Genomic DNA, 19,052 nt, shown 5'->3' on the forward strand with positions numbered 1-19,052 from the left:
CCCACGTGTCGGCGCGAATGTCCGGTACCCGGGGGTCGGGCCCGTGCGGGCGGCTGTGGGGTCAGGGGTGCGGCGTCCGCGCGAGCGCCTCCGTGGCGATGCGGCAGTGGGGGCGGGTGCGCACATGGAAGGCGAGCAGGGCCAGGGCGCTGGTCGCGGCGGACCAGGCGAACGAGAGCAGCCCGTACGACCAGGGGGTGACGGACGTGAAGGCCGCGGCCAGCGCCGACTGGCACGCACCGTACAGGGGCAGCGCTCTCAGGCCGGTGAGGTCGGCGACGTTCAGGACCGGGTTCTGCAAACCGGTGTCGACCAGGCTGAGCATGATGACGAGAAAGAAGCCCTCCAGTTCGCCGCGGACCAACGAGCCGAGCAGGAGACCGATTCCGCCGTAGGCGAGACCGGCGCTGAACACCGCGAGGGTCAGCGGGCCCGGCTGGTTCACCGGCAGCGAGCTGCCGAGCACGGCCATGGTGTACACGGCGACGAGAGCGGTGACGAGGGCGACCGCGGTGACCTTGGCCAGCAGCATCCGGAGTTTCGGGTACCCCGCCAGCACCAGCCGGCGGTCCGTCTCCCCGGCCTTGAAGGTCTCCATGAACATCGAGAAACCCGTGACCAGGGTGACAGCGGCGAGCGCGTTGGCCACCTGACTGACATGGTTCGCCGGCGCGAGGACATCGATGCCCTCCGCTTCCAGGGAGAACCGCAGCTTGCGGTCCGGTGCGCACAGCCGCGCCACCAGGATCCAGGCGGGGATGAAGGCGACCGCCAGCAGCACTGCCATGCGGCTGCGCAGGTGACCGAGGAGAGTGCAGCGCAGCATCTCGGTGTAGGCCGAGGGCCGGAACGTCATCGGAGGGGTCTCTCCATGTCCAGACAGCCGTCGCGCAGGTGGCCGACCGCGTCGAAGTGATGCCGATCGTGCAGCAGATGCGAGACCACGACGATCGACCTGCCCTGGTCGCGCAAGTGGGCGGCGAGCGACCAGAAACGCTGGTGCGTGTCCCAGTCGAAGCCCTGATACGGCTCGTCGAGCACCAGGAGCTGCGGATCGTGCATGAGGGCGAGCAGCAGGTTCAGCTTCTGCCGTGTGCCGCCGCTGAGCTCCCCGGCGCGCTGCCGGCCGCAGTCGGCGAACGCCAGGAGGTCCATCAGCTCGTGGGCTCGGGCGAGGGTCGGCAGCCGGTAGGCCGCCTGGAAGAGGCGCAGGTGCTGCATGACGGTGAACGAGTCGTTCAGCACGGCGTGCTGCGGGCAGTACCCGGCCTTGCCGGTGCGCTCCACCGTGCCCCGGTCGGGCGCCAGGTGCCCCATGGCGATCCGGAGCAGTGTGCTCTTGCCCGTGCCGTTCTCGCCGACGACACCGATCAAGGCTCCGGCGGGTACGTCGAGGTCGGCGCCGCGCAGCAGCTGTCTGCGGCCGTAGGCCTTCCAGACGCCACGGATGCGCAGGCGCGGCTGGTGGCGCAACGGCTGCGCGGCCTCTGCGGTCACGTCGGGGCCTTTCGTCAGCGAAGTGTGTAGACGGACGCGGCCAGGGCGAGGGTGTACCACTGTTCCACCAGGCGGTAGCTGCGCTGGTCCTGTTCCCGGCCCCGCGCCAGCACCACCCGGACGGAGAGCAGCAGGCTCAGGCCGCACAGGACCACGTCCGTGGCGATGATCCACCAGTGCGGGCCGGCGGGCTCCATGAGGAAGTGGTGGATGGCCAGGGGGCCGAGGGCGAAGCCGGCGCACAGGAAGACCCGGGTGGGCCTCTCGCCGAAGACCAGCGGCATGGTGGAGCGGTGGACCGCGCGGTCGCCGGTGATGTCGCGGAGGTCCTGGACGGACATGAGAAGGGTCACCGTGATCGCCAGGGTCACGATCCAGCGCCAGGCGTCCGGCGACATGGCGGTGACCATCTCCCAGGCGGCGGCCAGTTGGGCGACGACTCCGACGCCGGCGTAGAGGTTCCGGCCCAGCCAGTGCCGGCCCCAGCCGTACTCGTGCTGGAGCAGGGAGAGGATCTGCCACATCAGGGCCCACTCCAGGACGCCCAGACAGTACCCGTACACGGGGAAGAGGACCCGGACGGCGTTCAGGCGCAGCCGGGCGCCCCGGACGCTGCTCTGGCCGGTGACCAGGGGGCGGAACGGCTTGTTGACGCGGTCCTCCTCGACGCCGACGAGCTGGTTGGCCAGGGTGTGTTCGTAGACGAACAGCCAGAAGTACAGCGCACCGCCGACCAGGGTGACCGCGGCCGCGGACGGGGGCAGCCGGGCATGGACGACGGCCGCCGTGACGAAGCAGGTGGCGGGGAAGATGGTGGTCCAGCGGTCGGCGCTGATGAACAGCCAGCTCAAACGGATTTCCCGCCAGGCGGTCTGGAGGACCGCCGCGGGTGCGATCGTGGTCGTCATCACTGTGGATCCGTACTCCCTGGTGGGCCGGGCCGGTGGACGGCCGGGGCAGCTCCTGGTGCCGGCCGGCGGCCGGCCGGCTTCATGCCGCGCGGTGGACGACCGCCTCCGCGACGTCCTTCAGCGTGCGGACGGCGTCGGCGGGGAAGGGGGCCAGGGCCAGGGAGTCCAGGGCCTGCCGGTACCTCTCCTCGATCATCCGCTCGACCGCCTGCCGGGCTCCGGTGCTGGTGAGGATGGAGCAGACCTCCGTGGCTTCCCGCTCCCCGATGTCGGGGTCGCCGATCAGCGTGTGCAGCCGCCCGGCCTGCGCCGGCCCGCAGACCCGCAGCGCGTGGACGACGAGGCTGGTGCACTTGCCCTCGCGCAGATCGTCCAGCCGGGACTTGCCCGTCCGGTCCGGGTCCCCGAACACCCCGAGGATGTCGTCCCTGAGCTGGAAGGCCTCCCCGAGGGGGATGCCGTAGGCGCTGCACGCGTTCATGACGTCCGGCCCGGCACCGGCGAGGGCCGCCCCCACCTGGAGGGGGCGCTCGATGGTGTACTTGGCGGTCTTGTAGCGGATGATGCTCAGCATCGTCTCCACGCTCGCGTGGAGCCGGCCGGTGGTCAGCAGGTCCAGGTGCTGGCCGGCGATCAGTTCACTGCGGGCCAGGTCGACGCAGCGCAGCACCCTGGCCCGGTGGGCGTCCGGCATGGGCGTGGTGTGGAGCAACTCGTCCGACCAGACGAGGGCGAGGTCGCCGAGGAGGATCGCTCCGCCGGTGCCGTACTGCTGCGCGAGCCGTGGGATGTGGTGCCGGTCGGCCAGCGCCCGGTGGACCGTGGGGCGCCCGCGGCGGCTGTCGGACGCGTCCATGATGTCGTCGTGGATGAGCGCGCAGGTGTGGGCCAGCTCGATGGACGCGGCCAGCCTGACGGCCTGCGTGAGGTCACCCTGCCCCCCCGGCCGCGATCCATCCGGTCACGCACAGCAGCGGACGCACCCTCTTTCCCCCGGAGATGAAGTCGCGCAGCATCAGGATGAGCGCCGACTGGCCGGGTACGGGAGCGGTCTGCGCCTTTTCCGTCAGGAAGGCGAACAGCAGATCGTCGATCGCGGTGCGCGGCGCGAAGAAGTCCGACTCCACCGCCAGCGTTTCAGCACTCATCGCAAGGGCGCCTTTCACAGGGAGGCCGGTCATCTGTCCGGCTCCGTCGCTTCGTTCCGTTGCCGTCCCACCGATACGTCGCCCGTGTGCCGGACGTAACGGCCCAGCGCCATCAGGGGGAAGACGTGCCCGTAGTACCCGTAGTGCGCGGCCACGGCCCGGGGCACGAGTGTCCCGGTGAACTGCGGCTCCTCCCAGGTGCCGTCCTCCGTCTGCCTCTCGGTCAGCCAGCGCACCCCGTCCCGCACCACGGTGCTGTCGCGCTCTCCGGCCGCGAGCAGCCCGAGCAGCGCCCAGGTGGTCTGTGACGGGGTGGACGGGCCACGGCCGGCGCGGGCCGGATCCGCGTACGACTCCCAGCTCTCGCCCCAGCCGCCGTCCGCGTTCTGTACCGACGTCAGCCAGGCGACGGCGCGCCGGACGGCGGCGTGGCCGCGGGGAACGCCGGCGGCGACGAGAGCGGGAAGGACACTTCCCGTGCCGTAGACGTAGTTCACTCCCCAGCGTCCGTACCACGCACCGTTCGCCTCCTGCTGCCCGAGCAGCCAGCGCACGGCACGGCGGGTACGGGGGTCGCGTGCCCTGCCCAACGCGGCCAGCATCTCCACCACATGGGCGGTGATGTCGGCGGTGGGCGGGTCGGTGCAGAACTCACCGAAGTCGAAGAACGGGACCCTGGCGGGGAGGGTACTGGTGTTGTCCACGTCGAAGGCCGCCCATCCGCCGTTGCGGCTCTGCATGCCGAGACACCACCGCACCGCCCTGCCCAGCGCGTCGTCGACGCGGGTCGGATCGGGGTGGTTCACACGGTGCAGGGCGAGCGCCACCTCGCTGGTGTCGTCGTTGTCCGGGTAGGTCCGATTGTGGAACTGGAAGGCCCAGCCGCCGGGGGACAGCCGGGGCCGCCGCGCGGCCCAGTCCCCGGGCCGGTCGGCCTGCCGGGTGAGCAGCCAGTCGGCGGCCTTCACCAGCGCGGGATGGCCGGGCGCCAGGCCGGCGTCGAGGAGCGCGGTGGCGGACAGGCAGGTGTCCCACACCGGGCTGTGCACGGTGTGCAGTGCCCGCACGCCGTCTTCCGGCCACGCGCCGCAGTCCTCCAGGAAGCCCCAGGCGGCCTTGAGCACCGGATGGTCCGGAGGGTAGCCGTGCAGGTGCAGGGCGAGGACGACCCATGTGGTCATGGGGGTGCACGCCCCCCAGCTGCCGTCCTCTTCCTGACGCTCCAGAAGCCAGCGGACGCAGGCGTTCTCCGCGGCCTCGCGTACCGGGCGGGGGATGCCCTTGGAGCACACGCGCACCGTGGCGTTCAGACGCCAGAACAGCTTCTCCCGGCCGCCGGACGGGGCCGGCGGAACCGCGGAGGTGCCGGGCGGAGCGGAGAGCTCGTCGATGGCGAAGGGAGCCGGCCGCACCGGGCGGTGTGCGCTGATGATGCTGATGGCGACCAGCGCCACGCGCATGACGGAGCTGAACGAGTAGACGTTCAGCGGCGCCCACTTGGGCAGGGCGATGATCTCCGGTGGGACTTCGGGCAGGTCGTCCCAGCTCCAGCAGCCGAGCATGGCGAGCCACACCCGTGCCGTCAGCTGGGCGGCCGCCACACCGCCCCGCGCGCGCACCCACGCCGCGCACCGGAGCATGTGCTCCTCGTCCGGGCCGTCCCCGGCGAGCCGGAGGGCGGCGTACGCCTGCACCGTGGTTCCCAGGTGCCCCTCGCCCTCGAAGACGAGGGGCCAGGAACCGTCCGCGCTCTGCTGCGAGCGGATCCATCGCGCGCTCGCCTTGGCCAGACGTTCGTCCGGCACTCCGAGCACATGGCGCAGGAAGAGGTCGTGGGCGTCATAACTGACGTCCGTCGTGAACCGGCCTTTCCACCATCCTTCCGCGTCCTGCCGGGCCAGCAGGTGGTTCGCGGCCCGCACCACCGCATCGCGGGCCGCCTCCTCTTCCGGGCCGGACGCGGAGAAGGCGAACGTCACCCCGGCGTCACCCGCGACGACAGGGCCGTTCGCGTGCGGCACACCGCCAGCCGACATCGTCATGGCACTCCTAGACCACCGAATCCGTGAATGCCCCGCGTTTCGCAGATCATCTGAATTCCATGACGATTACGGTCGTTGACGCACCGAGTCGTCGCTGCTCCGGGGCGGCATCGATCCTTCCGGATCTCTTCGGCCGGTACATCCTGCATTCGAGTGCATGGTGCGGGCGTGAAGGGTCACGCCGTTCGCCGCCGGACGCGCCGTCGCGTTCGGCGGGCCGGTCATGCCTCGTGCGACCCCGGTCGCCCTGGCGTGCCCCCGCTACCTACACCCCGAGCTGCCGGGCGGCCGCCGTCACCGTCTGCTCCAGCAGCGTGGCGATCGTCATCGGGCCCACCCCGCCCGGCACCGGCGTGATCAGCGAGGCGCGCTCCACGGCCGAGTCGAAGTCGACGTCGCCCACGTTCCCCGGGTTGTAGCCCGCGTCGATCACGACCGCGCCCGGCTTGATGTCCTGCCCGCGGATCAGCCGCGGCCGGCCCACCGCGGCCACGACGATGTCGGCCTCGCGGACCGCCGCCGACAGGTCCCGGGTGCGCGAGTGGCAGTACGTCACGGTCGCGTCCCGCGCCAGCAGCAGCATGCCCACCGGCTTGCCGAGGATCGCGCTGCGGCCCACCACCACGGCCCGCTTCCCGGCCGGGTCGACGCCGTACTCGTCCAGCAGCTGCACGATGCCGCCCGGCGTGCAGGAGACGAAGCCCGGCAGCCCGAAGCTCATCGTGGCGAACGAGGCGAACGTGACACCGTCCACGTCCTTCTCCGGAGCGATCGCCTCGAACGCGGCCCGCTCGTCGATGTGGTCGCCCACCGGGTGCTGGAGCAGAATCCCGTGCACCCCCGGGTCGGCCGACAACTCCCGCAGCGTACCGACGAGTCCGTCCGTCGTGGTGGTGGCCGGAAGAGCGACGTGCCGGGAGGTGATGCCGGCCTTGCGGCAGCGGTTCTGCTTCATGCGGACGTACGTCACCGACGCCGGGTCCTCGCCGACCAGCACGGTCGCGAGACACGGCGCGGTGCCGGTGCGCCCGGTGAGGGCGGCGGCCTGCCGCGCGGTGTCCTCCACGATGCGGCGGGCGAGCGCGGTGCCGTCCATCAGACGGGCGGCCTGGGCCTGGGTCATGCTGCACACTCCTGGACTGGATCGATGCTTCTCGCCCAGGCGCGCGGCTGACCTCGCGGGCCGCTCCCCGGTGGTGCTCCACCTCAGCGCCAGTCACGGCCCGCGTACAGCGTAACCGAGCGTGTGTACGACCTTCGGACCACCTTTCCTCGGCGCCGTGCCGGGTCTACTCGTCCCAGGCCTGGATGATCAGCTGATCGGCGATCTTGCCGTCCCGCAGCGTGAGCATCGACTCGGCCAGGACCCGGGTGCCGTCCCCGTACTGGCAGGACTCGCTGTAGGCGGCGTGGTCGCCCTGGACGACGCACTGCTCCAGCCTGTGCGTCATGTCGCGGCGGTAGATGTCGTCCAGCAACTCGGCGATCTGCGCCCGGCCGTGCAGCACAGTGGGGTGACTGGGCCGGTGGACATGGTCGACGATGCGGATCCGCGCGTCGTCCGCGTAGAGCGACAGAAGGGTGTTGCCGGTGGTGCCCTCTATGCCCCGGCGCAGTGTCTCGGTGTCGAAAGCGGAGTCCGTCGCGCTGCCCATGATGACCTCCTTCAGGCGCCCGCGGCCCGCCCGTGAGCGGACCGCCACGGGTCCCCCCTGACGAGACTCCTCCGCTCCGGCGGCCCCGGCAAGCCCGGCCGCCCCGGTCCGCCTCACGGGTGAGCCCGCCCCGCCGCCCGTGTCCGGCCCGGGCACCGGGCCGTTGCTGAGGGCATGATCTCAACACGACGCATCGCCGCCGCCGTCGGTCTGGCCGCCGGGATCGCCGGCATCGCCGCACCCCAGGCGGACGCGGCGGGCTCCGGCGCCCCCCTCGTCGGAAAGCTCGCCGCGCTCTCCACGCTGGACTCGCTCACCGCCGGTGACATCCCGGCCCCGCACCGCGACCGGGTGCCGAAGGTCAGCCGGCAGGTGGGGGAGCTGAAGCACCTGCGCGAACTGAACCAGCTGCGCCAGGTGGAGCAGGTCATCGCCCCCGCGGCACCCCTGCTCGGGCTGGTCAACGCCGTCCCCGTCCGCCTGCGCTGACCGCCGCCCCCGCGGCGCGGCCGACGGCGGCCGGAAAGATCCGCGATCATGTGCGTGATCCTTCCCGCTGCCGGCCGGCCGCGTCGTAGGGTCGTCGGCGAAGGCAATCGATGAAGGGACAGGCCATGGCGCAGGAAGTACGCGGCGTGATCGCACCGGGCAAGGACGAGCCCGTGCGGGTCGAGACGATCGTGGTGCCGGACCCGGGGCCCGGCGAAGCCGTCGTACGCGTCCAGGCCTGCGGGGTCTGCCACACCGATCTGCACTACAAGCAGGGCGGCATCTCCGACGACTTCCCCTTCCTGCTCGGCCACGAGGCCGCCGGCGTCGTGGAGTCGGTCGGCGAGGGCGTCACCGACGTCGCCCCCGGAGACTTCGTCATCCTCAACTGGCGTGCCGTGTGCGGGCAGTGCCGGGCCTGTCTGCGCGGCCGGCCCTGGTACTGCTTCAACACCCACAACGCCCGGCAGAAGATGACCCTCGCCGCCACCGGACAGGAGCTGTCCCCGGCCCTCGGCATCGGCGCCTTCGCCGAGAAGACGCTCGTCGCGGCCGGCCAGTGCACCAAGGTCGACCCGGCCGTCTCGCCGGCGGTCGCGGGCCTCCTCGGCTGCGGGGTGATGGCCGGCATCGGTGCCGCGATCAACACCGGCGGCGTCGGCCGCGGCGACTCGGTCGCCGTCATCGGCTGCGGCGGGGTCGGCGGCGCGGCCATCGCCGGGGCGAACCTGGCCGGCGCGGCCCGCGTCATCGCCGTGGACATCGACGACCGCAAGCTGGCCACGGCACGCACCCTGGGCGCCACCCACACCGTCAACTCCAAGGAGACCGACCCCGTCGAGGCGATCCGCGAGCTGACCGGAGGCTTCGGCGCCGACGTCGTCATCGAGGCCGTCGGCCGCCCCGAGACCTACCGGCAGGCCTTCTACGCCCGCGACCTGGCCGGCACCGTCGTCCTCGTCGGCGTCCCCACCCCCGACATGAAGCTCGAACTGCCGCTGCTGGACGTGTTCGGCCGCGGCGGCGCCCTGAAGTCGAGCTGGTACGGCGACTGCCTGCCCAGCCGTGACTTCCCGATGCTGATCGACCTGCATCTGCAAGGCCGTCTGCCGCTCGACGCGTTCGTCACCGAGACCGTCGGACTCGACCAGGTGGAGCAGGCGTTCGAGCGGATGCACCACGGCGACGTCCTGCGTTCGGTGGTGGTGCTGTGATGACCGCGCGGATCGAACGCCTCGTCACCAGCGGCCAGTTCACCCTGGACGGCGGCACCTGGGACGTGGCGAACAACGTGTGGCTCGTCGGCGACGACCGGGAGGTGATCGTCATCGACGCCGCCCACGACGCCGAGGCCATCGCCCGTGCCGTCGGCGACCGCCGGCTGACCGCCATCGTGTGCACACACGCCCACAACGACCACGTCAACGCGGCCCCGCGCCTCGCCGAACTGACCGGCGCCACGATCTGGCTGCACCCCGACGACCTGGCGCTGTGGCGGCAGACCCACCCGCACCGTGAACCCGACCGGCACCTCCTCGACGGCCAGGTCATCGAGGCCGCCGGCGCCGACCTCACCGTCCTGCACACCCCCGGACACGCCCCGGGCGCCGTCTGCCTGTACGACCCAGGACTCGGCACCGTGTTCACCGGCGACACCCTCTTCCAGGGCGGCCCGGGCGCCACCGGACGCTCCTTCTCCCACTTCCCGACCATCATCGACTCCATCCGCGACCGCCTCCTCACCCTGCCGGCCGACACCGAGGTCCTCACCGGGCACGGCGACGCCACCACCATCGGCGCGGAGGCCCCGCACCTCCAGGAGTGGATCGACCGCGGGCACTGATCCCGGAAGCCCACCGAAACACCGACAGAAGATGTCCGGTATCCCCGTGAGAGTGGCAGGGCACAGCAAGCACGGCACACGGGAGGCAGGACATGACAGGACCGCTGGACGGCAAGGTGGCGCTGGTCGCCGGGGCGACCCGGGGCGCGGGCCGGGGCATCGCCGTGGAACTCGGCGCGGCCGGCGCCACCGTGTACGTCACCGGCCGCAGCACCCGCGCCCGCCGCTCGGAATACGCCCGCCCCGAGACCATCGAGGACACCGCCGGCCTCGTCACCGAGGCCGGCGGCCGGGGCATCGCCGTACCGGCCGACCACCTCGACCACGCGGCCGTACGGCACCTGGTGGACCGGATCGCCGGGGAACAGGGCCGCCTCGACATCCTCGTCAACGACATCTGGGGCGGGGAGAACCTCTTCGAGTGGGACACCCCCGTGTGGGAGCACGACCTCGACAACGGGCTGCGGCTGCTCCGCCTCGCCGTCGAGACCCACGCCGTCACCAGCCACTACGCCCTGCCGCTGCTGCTGCGCCGGCCCGGCGGCCTGGTCGTGGAGGTCACCGACGGCACCGCGGAGTACAACCGCGACACCTACCGCGTGAACTTCTTCTACGACCTCGCCAAGACGTCCGTCCTGCGCATGGCCTTCGCCCTGGGGCACGAACTCGGGCCGCGCGGCGCGACGGCCGTGGCCCTGACACCGGGCTGGATGCGCTCGGAGATCATGCTCGACGCGTACGGCGTGCGGGAGGAGAACTGGCGGGACGCCCTGGCCCGCGAACCCCACTTCGCCATCTCCGAGACCCCGCGCTTTTCCGGCCGGGCCGTGGCAGCCCTGGCCGCCGACCCCGACGTGGCCCGGTTCAACGGACAGTCCCTCTCCAGCGGCGGCCTGGCGCGGGTGTACGGCTTCACCGACCTCGACGGCAGCCGCCCGGACGCCTGGCGGTACCTGACCGAGGTACAGGACGCGGGCAAACCGGCGGACGTCACCGGGTACCGGTGATGCCGGTGCGAGTTCCTCGTGATTGACGGGCCCGGCGCCGCCGCCCCCGGCCGGGAGACGTCCGCGCCCAGCCGTTCGCCCACCCCCTCGGCCGGCCCCGTCACCCCGGCCGAACCGGACCCCGGCCCGCCGGCTCCGGCTGCCGCGCACGGCGGTCCCGGCCCGGGCGGAGGAGCCGCTCAGGGCGTGCGATACGGTCGGGACTTCACCGTTTCGTCACAGCCTGACCGGAACCACAACCATGCCCTCCCCAGCCGGGTCTAGTAGTCCGAGACCGCGGGAATCGAGCTGGAAAGCACCCGGGAGGACCGGGCGAGCAGACCAGGAACCGGAAGGAGAGAGGCCGCCATGGGGGGCATACGCAGACGAGGCATCGTAGGGCTGGGCGTGACGGGACTGGTGGCGCCGCTCGCGCTCGCCATCACCGCGGCACCGGCCCAGGCCGCGAGCTGTAGCACGAGCACCGGGCCGTACCAGAAGCAGGTGGAGAAGTTCCTGGGCCGGCCGGTCGACGGCAGGCAGTCCGCCGCCGACTGCACGGCGATCCGGGCGTTCCAGAGCAAGCACGGCATCACCCCGACGATCGGCTACGCCGGTTCGGTCACCTGGGGCGTGATGGACCTCATGAACAAGCAGAAGGCCGTCGGAAACAAGCCGAACAAGGACGGCAAGTGCCCGGTGAACAAGGGCCGGATCGCCTGTGTGAACCTCACGCTCCAGCTCAGCTGGATCCAGGACGGCAAGAAGCTGGTCTACGGCCCCGTGCCGGTGCGCACCGGCCGTGACCGCTACGAGACCCGCACCGGCCTGAAGAAGATCTACTGGCGGGACATCGACCACGTCTCGAACCTCTACGACGTGCCGATGCCCTACAGCCAGTTCTTCGACGGCGGCCAGGCCTTCCACTCGGTGGGCCTGAGCATGTGGAACCCGCCGGGCTCGCACGGCTGCGTCAACATGACGAAGAAGGACGCCAAGAAGTACTGGTCGCTGCTGAGGAACGGCGACGACGTCTTCGTCTACGGCCGCAAGCCGGGCACCTGAGCCCGGAGCCGGTCCCGTCAGGCCGCGGGGGCGTCCCCGAAGTCCGGGATCTCCAGCCGTACCCCGCCCTGCCGAGCCGACTCGTGCGCGACGATGCCCGGCAGGGTGTAGCGGGCGGCCACCCACGCGTTCACCGGGGGCAGCGTGCGCTCGGTCACGGCGGTGACGAAGTCGTCCACCAGGAAGTGGTGGCTGCCCTCGTGCCCGTTGGGCAGGTGGTCGAACTCACGGGGCAGCCGCGACCGGTCGTGCACCGGCGCCGAGCCCGAGGTGAAGGCCGCGCGCAGCTCGGGCGCGAGGGAGGCGAGCGACGGGTCGTCGGGCGCGACGGCCCGCTTCGGCTCCAGCAGCTCGGTGATGTCCTCGACGCCGTCGCGGTCCTGCCACAGGGCCACCGTGGCGAGCTGCTCCATGCTGGCCTCGGTCCCGAAGAACCGGAACCGGGACTCGCGCAGGTACGCGGGGTAGCCGACCCGCCGGAACTCGTTGGTGCGGAACGATCCGCCGCCCGCCACCTCGAACAGCGCGGTGGCGTTGGACACGTCGTTGTCGAACATGCTGACCGAGCGGTCGAAGACGCCGTCGTCGCCCTCGTCGCGGACGCCGATCGCCGACACGCTCACCGCGTGCGTCCGCCAGGCCCCGAGCACCCCGCCCACCGAGTGCGTCGGGTACAGCAGCGGGGGATAGCTGGCCGTCGCCCGCCAGTTCTCGCCGCCGCTGTACCGGTAGGCGTCGTAGAAGCCCAGGTCCATGTCGTGGACGTAGTCGCCCTCGGCGTAGAACACCCGGCCGAAGGCGCCCTCGGCGATCCGGGCGCGGGCGAGCACGGTCGCCGGGTGGTAGTGGCTGGTCTCGCCCATCATGTACGTCAGTCCGGTGGCCCGGACGGTGGCGACGATCGCGGCGACCTCCTCGGCGGTGACCGCCATCGGGACGGCCGAGAACACGTGCTTGCCCGCGTTCAGGCCCTGCATGACCAGCGGGCCGTGGGTCCAGCGCTGGGTGAAGACCGCGACCGCGTCGACGGCCGGTGACCTGAGCATCGCCGCGTACGAGGGGAACGTGCCCGCGAGGCCGTGCGCGGCGACGAGGCGCTCGGCGCGCTCGGGCAGGACGTCCGTCACATGGACGTCCCCCACGCCGGGATGGGCGTGGAAGAGCGCGGCGAACCGGGCGGAGAACTGTCCTGCGCCGACGATGCCGAGGGAGAAAGTCATATGGATCACTTTCGCGACGCGGGATTTTATGCGTCAAGAGCAGTGACGTGATGAGTAACACGGTCCGTAATGTCCGTATCGCTCGCACTTACTCACAGCGCCTTCACCTTGGTCGGCATATGCTTCACAGCATGTCCACCACTGTTGCAGCCGCCTCCGAGCGATCGGCCGCGGAGGTCAACGAGGAGATCCGGGCCCTGTGGCGCCGGTCGGGCGGGACACTGACCACCGAGCAGCGCGCGGAGTACCAGCGCCTCGTGATGGAGTGGGCCGCCGCGGCCCCCCGGTCGCACCGGGCCGCCTGACCGACCTCGCGCACACCGCGCCGTACCGCTGACCCACCCGCGCTCACCGCGCCGTACCACCGAGGGCACCCGCCACGACGCGGGTGCCCTTTTCCCGTCGGACGCCGTCCCGCCGTCCGCCTCCGCCTCGGCCTGCGCTCCCGGTCAGCTCCAGGTCGCCGAGTAGCGCCGCCGGTACGCCCGGCGATCCCGCTCGGCCCGCAGGTACCGGGTCGCGACCAGCGCCACCAGACTGCCCGCGACGACCAGCAGGCCCGGCCCGACGTTCCGGACGTCCGTCAGCCGGGCCGGCAGGGCGCGGACCGTGCCCGTGGCCGCCGCGCCCGGGGGGAGCGCGGGGGAGGAGCTGCCCGCCCGGGCGCCGCCGCCCGGGGCACCCGCCGCCCGGACCAGCCGGACACCCAGCGCCGACAGCGCCTTGGTCACCGGCTGGAAGAATGTCGTACCGCCCGTCGTGCAGTCGCCGTTGCCGCCCGAGGTGACACCGAGCGCGATGCCCTCCGCGAACAGCGGGCCACCGCTGTCGCCCGGTTCGGCGCACACCGTGGTCTCGACGAGTCCGGTGACCGTCCCCTCCGGGTAGTTGACGGTCGCGTCGAGCGCGGTGACCCGGCCGTCGCGCAGCCCGCTGGTGCTGCCGCTGCGGAACACCCGCTGCCCCACCGCCGGATCGGCCGCCCCGGTGATCCGTACGCCCTTGCCGCCGCCGACCGCCACCACGTCGGCGCCCGCCCCCGCCGTGCCGCCGGAGTACCGCACGAGCGAGAAGTCACTGCCCGGGAAAGCGCTGTCGACCGTGGTGCCGAGCGGCCGGCCGCCCAGGTCGCCGGCGAACCAGGCGGCCCCGGCCGGCCCGCAGTGACCGGCGGTGAGGATGAAGTCGGACCGCCCGTCGGTGACGTTGAACCCCGCCGAGCAGCGACCGCCGGCCGACAGGATCGGCCGGGCGCCGTTCAGCCGCGTGGCGAAGACGCCCTTCGTCCGCTCCATGTGCACGAAACCGCCGATCCGGTGGGCGACTTCGCTCAGCCGGGACCAGTCACCGGCGGACACCGTGCGGTCGGCGCGTACCACGACCCGGTTGGTCCGGTAGTCCACCGCCCACGCCGTGCCCGGCACCCGCGGCGCCGAACGCAGCGCCGCCGTCGCCGACTTCAGCTCGTCCATGCTGTGCGCGACGGTCCTCGCCTCGGCCCCGGCCCGGCGCACCTGCCGCGCCGCGGCCCCGTCGGTCACCGCCACCACGGCGCGTCCGTCGGCACCGATCCAGGTGCCCGCCGTACGGGCGGTGCCGAGCCGCGCCACCAGTGCCGCACCGGTGTCGCCGGGCCGTCCCGGCGGGGCGGCCGGGGGCTGGTCCGCCCCGGCGGCCCGGGCGACCATCGCGCCTCCCAGGAGGAGTCCGACGGCCGCCGCCAGGCGTGTCACCCGTCGGACGACCCGTCGTCGTGCGTGCCGCATGCAAGGCTCCCGAAGCCGGACCCGCGACGCCCGGGCGGGCACCGCGGGGCCCCCGGCCGGCCGGGGGCCCGCTCCTCCATACGGCGTCCGGCGCCCGGGTGTTCAGCGGCGGCCGGGCTCAGTCCTTGCGGGCCACCCCGCCGAACATGGCGACCTCCGCCGGCTCCGGCCTGTCCGCGGGCTCCGGCCGCCACCGCGAGCAGGACACCACGCCCGGCTCCAGCAGGTGGAGACCGTCGAAGAACCGGGCGACATCGGCGGGGGCGCGCTGGGTGAGCTTCGGGGTGCCGTGCTCGTTCCAGAACCGCACCGCCTCGTCCACGTCCGGCATCGACGGGCTGGTGACGGTGTGCGACAGCACCAGATGGCTGCCCGACGGCAGCCGGTCCGTCAACTGCCGTACCAGGCCGTACGGATCCTCGTCGTCACCGATGAAGATGACCACGCCGAGCAGTATCAGCGCCACCGGCTCGCCGAAGTCCAGGGTCCGCGACGCGTGTTCCACGATCGCGTCGACGTTGCGCAGGTCCTCGTCCAGATAGTCGGTACGGCCCTCGGGCGTGCTGGTCAGCAGGGCCCGCGCGTGCGCGAGGACCAGCGGGTCGTTGTCCACGTACACGATCCGCGACTCCGGCGCGATGCGCTGCGCCACCTCGTGCGTGTTGTCGGCCGTGGGCAGCCCGGTACCGATGTCCAGGAACTGCCGGATGCCCACCTCGCCGGCCAGGTGACGCACCGCGCGGCCCAGGAAGAGCCGGTCGGCGCGCGCGTACTCCCCGATGCCCGGGTGCAGTTGGCGGATCCGGTCGCCGGCCTCCCGGTCGACCTCATAGTTGTCCTTGCCGCCGAGCCAGTAGTTCCAGATCCGGGCGGTGTGCGGCTGGTCGGTGTTGATGCGGGCGCGCAGCGAGGCGGCCACGCCGTTGGCGGCTGCCGGGATGTCGGTCACGTGGGTCAGCTCCTGGAGGACGGGGGACCTTCGACGGGGATTACAGCGTGCGGGACGCAATCTAGCGCCCCGGCCGATCTTCGCCGTCTGGACCCCGGGCCCGGCGGGCGGGAGACTGCGCACATGGATCCCACACGGCTCGCCCGGCTCGGTGCCGGCCCCTACCTGCTGCTGACCAGCTACCGCCGGAACGGCACCCCCGTCGCCACCCCGGTCTGGGTGGTCCGGGACGGGGACACCCTCGGCGTGTGGACCGCCGGCGACAGCGGGAAGGTCAAGCGGATCCGGCGCCGCCGCGATGTCCTCGTCGGCCCCTGCGACCGGCGCGGCAACCCCACCGGCGACCAGCTGCCGGCCACCGCCGAGATCACCGGCGCCGACACCACCGCCCGCTACCGGAGCCTCATCGCCCGCAAGTACGGCGTCGTCGGCCGCCTCACCCTGCTGGGCAGCCGGTTGCGGCGCGGCCTGGACGGCACGGTCGGCATCCGGGTGACCCTCGGGGAGTGAGGGCCACCCGGGCGGCGCCGAGACCCGAAACCACCGGTCTTACGGCGCGCCGTGCACCGAGTCCATCGGTCCCACGGCGCGCCGAGCAGCGATCCCGTAGGCCCTACGACGCGTCGAGGACCGACCCCGTCGCCTCCAGGCCGCCGGTGCGCGGCTTGCCGGTCTGCGGGTCGAGCTGCCGGAACCGCACCGACTCGGTGGACTCCCGTACCCGGTCCTTGACCGTGGGCACGGTGAGGTCCGCGCTCGTGCGGCCCGCCGGGATGTCCGCCCACAGCCAGAGCCAGGACACCTTGGACAGCGGTCGCTCGGGGTCGGGCTTCTCCCCGGACTGCTCTCGCAGCCAGGTCGCCGGGACGTCCTTGGTGGACAGCTCCGGAGCGGTGGCCGGCGCGACCCCGAACCAGGCGTCCATGTCCACGTCCACCGGCTCCGACAGCGTCAGCCGCCACTTCAGCGACTGCCCCTCGGTCACCTTCGCGGCGACCGGGGTCAGGGTCATGGTGGGCGCCGGGTCGTCGTCGCGGACGGTGAGCCCGCCCCGGTAGGCGCCGACGACCGCGCCGTGGACCGCCTTGACCAGCACATCGTGGGACACATCGGTGCCGTAGCGGGTGTTGCCCCGCACCTCGACCGGCACATCCGCCTCATGGCCGCCCGGACGCACGGTCACCAGCCGGTCCGTCGCCCGCCCGGTGACCGGGTCGACGACGTACACCCGGACCTGGCCGCTGCCGCCCCGGCCCGTCACCCGCACCGGAACCCGGTAGGTGCGCGTGCCCGAGTCCCCCTCGGTCACGGTCGTCCGGCCGACGTCCACGCGGGGCAGCGCCTGCGCACGCACCGCGGGCGTCCCGGCCCGCCAGCCCCACGCGTCCATCAGCCAGGCCCGGCCGGAGGCCGAACGCGACGTCAGCTCAAGGGACTTGACCGAACCCAGCTTCAGTCCGGCGCGGCCGGCCGCCGCCAGCGGCACCCGGACCTCGCGCGCCCAGTAGGAGGCGGTGCGCTCGCTGCCGGGCAGCCCGTCCAGCGTGACGCGGCCGAGCTTGGCCTTCTTGCCGGCCGTGTCGGTCAGCGACACGTCCAGCCGCGTCCCGCGGGTGTTCGGCGGTACGAACACCCGCAGGGCCAGCTCCGTCGAACCCGACAGCGACACCGGCTTGTGGAGCGTCACCCGGGCCGGGCTGCCGGCGCGCGTCCAGCGCAGCGCGACCGCCTGCCGGCCGCTCTCCCGGTCGGTCTCCCACTGGGCGAAGTGCGGCGAGGCCCCCTTGGTGTTCGCGGCCAGGCAGCTGCGGGCCGGGCTCGGGTCCACCGCGGCGCACAGCTTGCCGCCGGTCACCGACACCCCGCCGTCCGGCAGGAACCCGCCGCCCCGGCGGGCGCCCACCGCGTGGCTCAGCACCCGCGCCGGGTCCGCCGACGGGGCCCGCTTCCCGGAGCCGTCCAGCAGCGGACGCACCCGGTCGTCGCCGGCGAGGAACAGCCGTGCGGCGGCGGCGATGTACGTGCTGCCGGCCCGGTGCTGCCGGTCGGCGGAGAGCCGGGTCGCGGCCCGCTTGCCGCACACCGGGTCGGGGTGGCGCGGCTCGTCGTAGAAGTCGTCCTCGGCCGGCGCCGCGGCCTGGCCCGGCGTCCACTCCGAGTTGAAGAAGTTGTGGTTGGCGCCGATCACGTACACGGCGCTGTGCAGCGCGTTGCCGTTGCCGACCGCGCGCGTGCCGTCGACGTACACCTCGCCCTGGAGGTCGGAGACGTCGCCGTCGCAGCCCGGCAGGATGGTCACCGACGGCACGTCCGGCACCGGGTTCTGGCCGAAGACGGTCGGGCCGATGAGGACGGTGCCCCGGATGGTCCAGCGCACCCGCCCGTGGTAGCCGTCCTGGTCGGCGGGCGGCGGGGCCAGGCTGTCCAGCGCGGCCCGGTTGACGCCCTCGCCGCCCCGGGAGTGCCCGACCAGCAGCACCTTCGACAGATCGGCGCGGGGTGCCTCACGGACCGCCGGCGGCGCCGACCGGGGGTGTTCGGCCCAGTCGGCCCACCGGGCCAGGTGCTGGCGCACCAGCGACGACCGGGCCTGCGCGCCGCCGTCCTCGGCCGCGAAGTCCTGCCCGTTGATGCCGTTGGCGGCGATGGACACGGTCACATAGCCCTGGGAGGCGAGCAGTTTCTGGTCGCGCAGATAGCCGCGGTGGCTCGGTATCGGCTTGGTGCCCGCCTTGCAGGGCCAGTCACCGCCGACCTCCCCGGCGCCCTTGTAGCACGTGGCGTGACGGCCGTGCAGGAACAGCGCGAGGGGCCGCTTGCCGGAGGCGCCCACCGGCGCGACGACCACCGCGCGCATCTCCACCGGCTCCGGGAAGCCGGGCAGCCGCACGGAGTTCAGCGCGTACTCGCCGGTCCTGGTGCGGAAGCCGCCGGGCTTGCCCGGATCCACGGTGTTCGCGGGCAGCGGGGCGGGCGGCTGGATGGCCGGCGCCGCGCCCGCCGCTTCCCGTGCGTCCAGCCGCCGACCGCCGGACCAGACCTCCAGCCCGCCCGGCCGCGAGCCCGGCAGGATGCCGCGCAGCTGGGTCAACCGCCGTTCGCCGAGCGGCAGTCGGAAGGTGTGGCCGTCCGCCGCCGGCCGCGGCACGCCCAACAGGCGTCCTCCGGCCCGGAATTCGACCCGTGCGTCACCCATCGGCACCGGCCGGTCGGACCGCCACACCAGCTGCGGCGCCGAGCCGTCGCCGGTCAGTCGCCACCCCGGCGGCAGCGGCGTGCCGTCCCGGGCCGTCAACACTCCTGCGTCACCTCTTGGTTGGGAGTCGGCGAGCGCCACCCCCGGGGATGCCCCGGCCACCGCGAGCAACGCGGCGGCCATCACCCCTATGTGCCGGGCACGGACCACTGTTCCTCCTTGAACCCCGACCTCGGACGTCCGGGCGGGGACCCGGATGTCCCTTCGCCCCCGGAGGATGGAAGG

Annotated in this window: 19 protein-coding genes and 1 riboswitch; of the genes, 7 read left to right on the forward strand and 12 right to left on the reverse strand. The window is 72.8% G+C overall.

The window, feature by feature from the left end:
• Positions 1–61: 61 nt before the first annotated feature.
• The 8 genes from IH25_RS0112515 to IH25_RS0112545 all read right to left on the reverse strand — a co-directional run bounded on the left by IH25_RS0112515 (position 62) and on the right by IH25_RS0112545 (position 7,253).
• On the reverse strand, positions 62–856 hold the full coding sequence (locus IH25_RS0112515; protein ID WP_030607608.1) for a hypothetical protein: 795 nt from the start codon (positions 854–856) through the stop codon (positions 62–64).
• On the reverse strand, positions 853–1,497 hold the full coding sequence (locus IH25_RS0112520; protein ID WP_245172769.1) for an ATP-binding cassette domain-containing protein: 645 nt from the start codon (positions 1,495–1,497) through the stop codon (positions 853–855). Before IH25_RS0112520 ends, IH25_RS0112515 begins: the two co-directional genes overlap by 4 nt.
• Positions 1,498–1,511: 14 nt before the next feature.
• Positions 1,512–2,405 (reverse strand): UbiA family prenyltransferase, encoded by an 894-nt coding sequence (locus IH25_RS0112525; protein WP_030607611.1) that lies wholly within the window; start codon positions 2,403–2,405, stop codon positions 1,512–1,514.
• 82 nt (positions 2,406–2,487) lie between these two features.
• On the reverse strand, positions 2,488–3,318 hold the full coding sequence (locus tag IH25_RS37500; RefSeq protein WP_342447350.1) for a polyprenyl synthetase family protein: 831 nt from the start codon (positions 3,316–3,318) through the stop codon (positions 2,488–2,490).
• Positions 3,319–3,337: 19 nt separating this feature from the next.
• Positions 3,338–3,556: a hypothetical protein gene (locus IH25_RS42270; protein WP_245172770.1), complete on the reverse strand. Its 219-nt coding sequence runs from the start codon at positions 3,554–3,556 to the stop codon at positions 3,338–3,340.
• Between the two features lie 29 nt (positions 3,557–3,585).
• Positions 3,586–5,598, reverse strand: a complete 2,013-nt coding sequence (shc, locus tag IH25_RS0112535) for a squalene--hopene cyclase (RefSeq protein WP_037654802.1) — start codon at positions 5,596–5,598, stop codon at positions 3,586–3,588.
• A gap of 265 nt (positions 5,599–5,863) precedes the next feature.
• On the reverse strand, positions 5,864–6,721 hold the full coding sequence (locus IH25_RS0112540) for a bifunctional 5,10-methylenetetrahydrofolate dehydrogenase/5,10-methenyltetrahydrofolate cyclohydrolase (RefSeq protein WP_030607614.1): 858 nt from the start codon (positions 6,719–6,721) through the stop codon (positions 5,864–5,866).
• A gap of 26 nt (positions 6,722–6,747) precedes the next feature.
• Positions 6,748–6,828: riboswitch (ZMP/ZTP riboswitch) on the reverse strand.
• Between the two features lie 59 nt (positions 6,829–6,887).
• The gene (locus IH25_RS0112545; protein ID WP_030607616.1) at positions 6,888–7,253 is read right to left on the reverse strand and encodes a nuclear transport factor 2 family protein; all 366 of its coding nucleotides are present in this window, start codon (positions 7,251–7,253) and stop codon (positions 6,888–6,890) included.
• Positions 7,254–7,427: 174 nt separating this feature from the next.
• On the opposite strand from IH25_RS0112545, the gene IH25_RS0112550 reads away from it, so the two are divergent.
• From IH25_RS0112550 to IH25_RS0112570, 5 genes are all read left to right on the forward strand, one after another.
• Positions 7,428–7,742: a hypothetical protein gene (locus IH25_RS0112550; protein ID WP_030607618.1), complete on the forward strand. Its 315-nt coding sequence runs from the start codon at positions 7,428–7,430 to the stop codon at positions 7,740–7,742.
• A 125-nt stretch (positions 7,743–7,867) separates the two neighbouring features.
• A complete protein-coding gene (locus tag IH25_RS0112555; protein WP_030607620.1) occupies positions 7,868–8,956 on the forward strand; it encodes an S-(hydroxymethyl)mycothiol dehydrogenase in 1,089 nt (362 codons plus the stop codon).
• Positions 8,956–9,585 carry an MBL fold metallo-hydrolase gene (locus IH25_RS0112560; protein ID WP_030607621.1) on the forward strand — a complete coding sequence of 210 codons (630 nt, stop codon included), beginning with the start codon at positions 8,956–8,958 and terminating at the stop codon, positions 9,583–9,585. Before IH25_RS0112555 ends, IH25_RS0112560 begins: the two co-directional genes overlap by 1 nt.
• A 92-nt stretch (positions 9,586–9,677) precedes the next feature.
• The gene (locus tag IH25_RS0112565) at positions 9,678–10,592 is read left to right on the forward strand and encodes an SDR family oxidoreductase (protein ID WP_030607624.1); all 915 of its coding nucleotides are present in this window, start codon (positions 9,678–9,680) and stop codon (positions 10,590–10,592) included.
• 348 nt (positions 10,593–10,940) lie between these two features.
• Complete coding sequence (locus IH25_RS0112570) at positions 10,941–11,636, forward strand: L,D-transpeptidase family protein (protein WP_030607627.1); 696 nt, start codon at positions 10,941–10,943, stop codon at positions 11,634–11,636.
• Between the two features lie 17 nt (positions 11,637–11,653).
• Here IH25_RS0112570 and IH25_RS0112575 read toward each other — a convergent pair whose 3' ends face one another.
• A complete protein-coding gene (locus tag IH25_RS0112575; RefSeq protein ID WP_030607629.1) occupies positions 11,654–12,856 on the reverse strand; it encodes a Gfo/Idh/MocA family protein in 1,203 nt (400 codons plus the stop codon).
• 119 nt (positions 12,857–12,975) lie between these two features.
• Between IH25_RS0112575 and IH25_RS0112580 the strand changes: the two genes are divergently transcribed.
• Positions 12,976–13,161, forward strand: a complete 186-nt coding sequence (locus IH25_RS0112580; RefSeq protein ID WP_030607632.1) for a hypothetical protein — start codon at positions 12,976–12,978, stop codon at positions 13,159–13,161.
• A 144-nt stretch (positions 13,162–13,305) separates the two neighbouring features.
• On the opposite strand, the gene IH25_RS0112585 is transcribed toward IH25_RS0112580, so the two are convergent.
• Both IH25_RS0112585 and IH25_RS0112590 read right to left on the reverse strand, forming a co-directional pair.
• Positions 13,306–14,622, reverse strand: coding sequence for a S1 family peptidase (locus IH25_RS0112585; protein WP_030607634.1), 1,317 nt, complete (start codon positions 14,620–14,622; stop codon positions 13,306–13,308).
• Positions 14,623–14,740: 118 nt separating this feature from the next.
• Positions 14,741–15,571 carry an SAM-dependent methyltransferase gene (locus tag IH25_RS0112590; protein ID WP_030607637.1) on the reverse strand — a complete coding sequence of 277 codons (831 nt, stop codon included), beginning with the start codon at positions 15,569–15,571 and terminating at the stop codon, positions 14,741–14,743.
• A gap of 123 nt (positions 15,572–15,694) precedes the next feature.
• On the opposite strand from IH25_RS0112590, the gene IH25_RS0112595 reads away from it, so the two are divergent.
• Positions 15,695–16,081 (forward strand): PPOX class F420-dependent oxidoreductase, encoded by a 387-nt coding sequence (locus IH25_RS0112595; protein WP_030607640.1) that lies wholly within the window; start codon positions 15,695–15,697, stop codon positions 16,079–16,081.
• Between the two features lie 103 nt (positions 16,082–16,184).
• Here IH25_RS0112595 and IH25_RS0112600 read toward each other — a convergent pair whose 3' ends face one another.
• Entirely contained in the window at positions 16,185–18,950 is a 2,766-nt protein-coding gene (locus IH25_RS0112600; protein WP_394298428.1) for an alpha/beta hydrolase family protein, read from the reverse strand.
• Between the last annotated feature and the right edge of the window lie 102 nt (positions 18,951–19,052).

This window comes from Streptomyces achromogenes subsp. achromogenes, assembly GCF_000720835.1.
GTDB lineage: Bacteria > Actinomycetota > Actinomycetes > Streptomycetales > Streptomycetaceae > Streptomyces > Streptomyces achromogenes.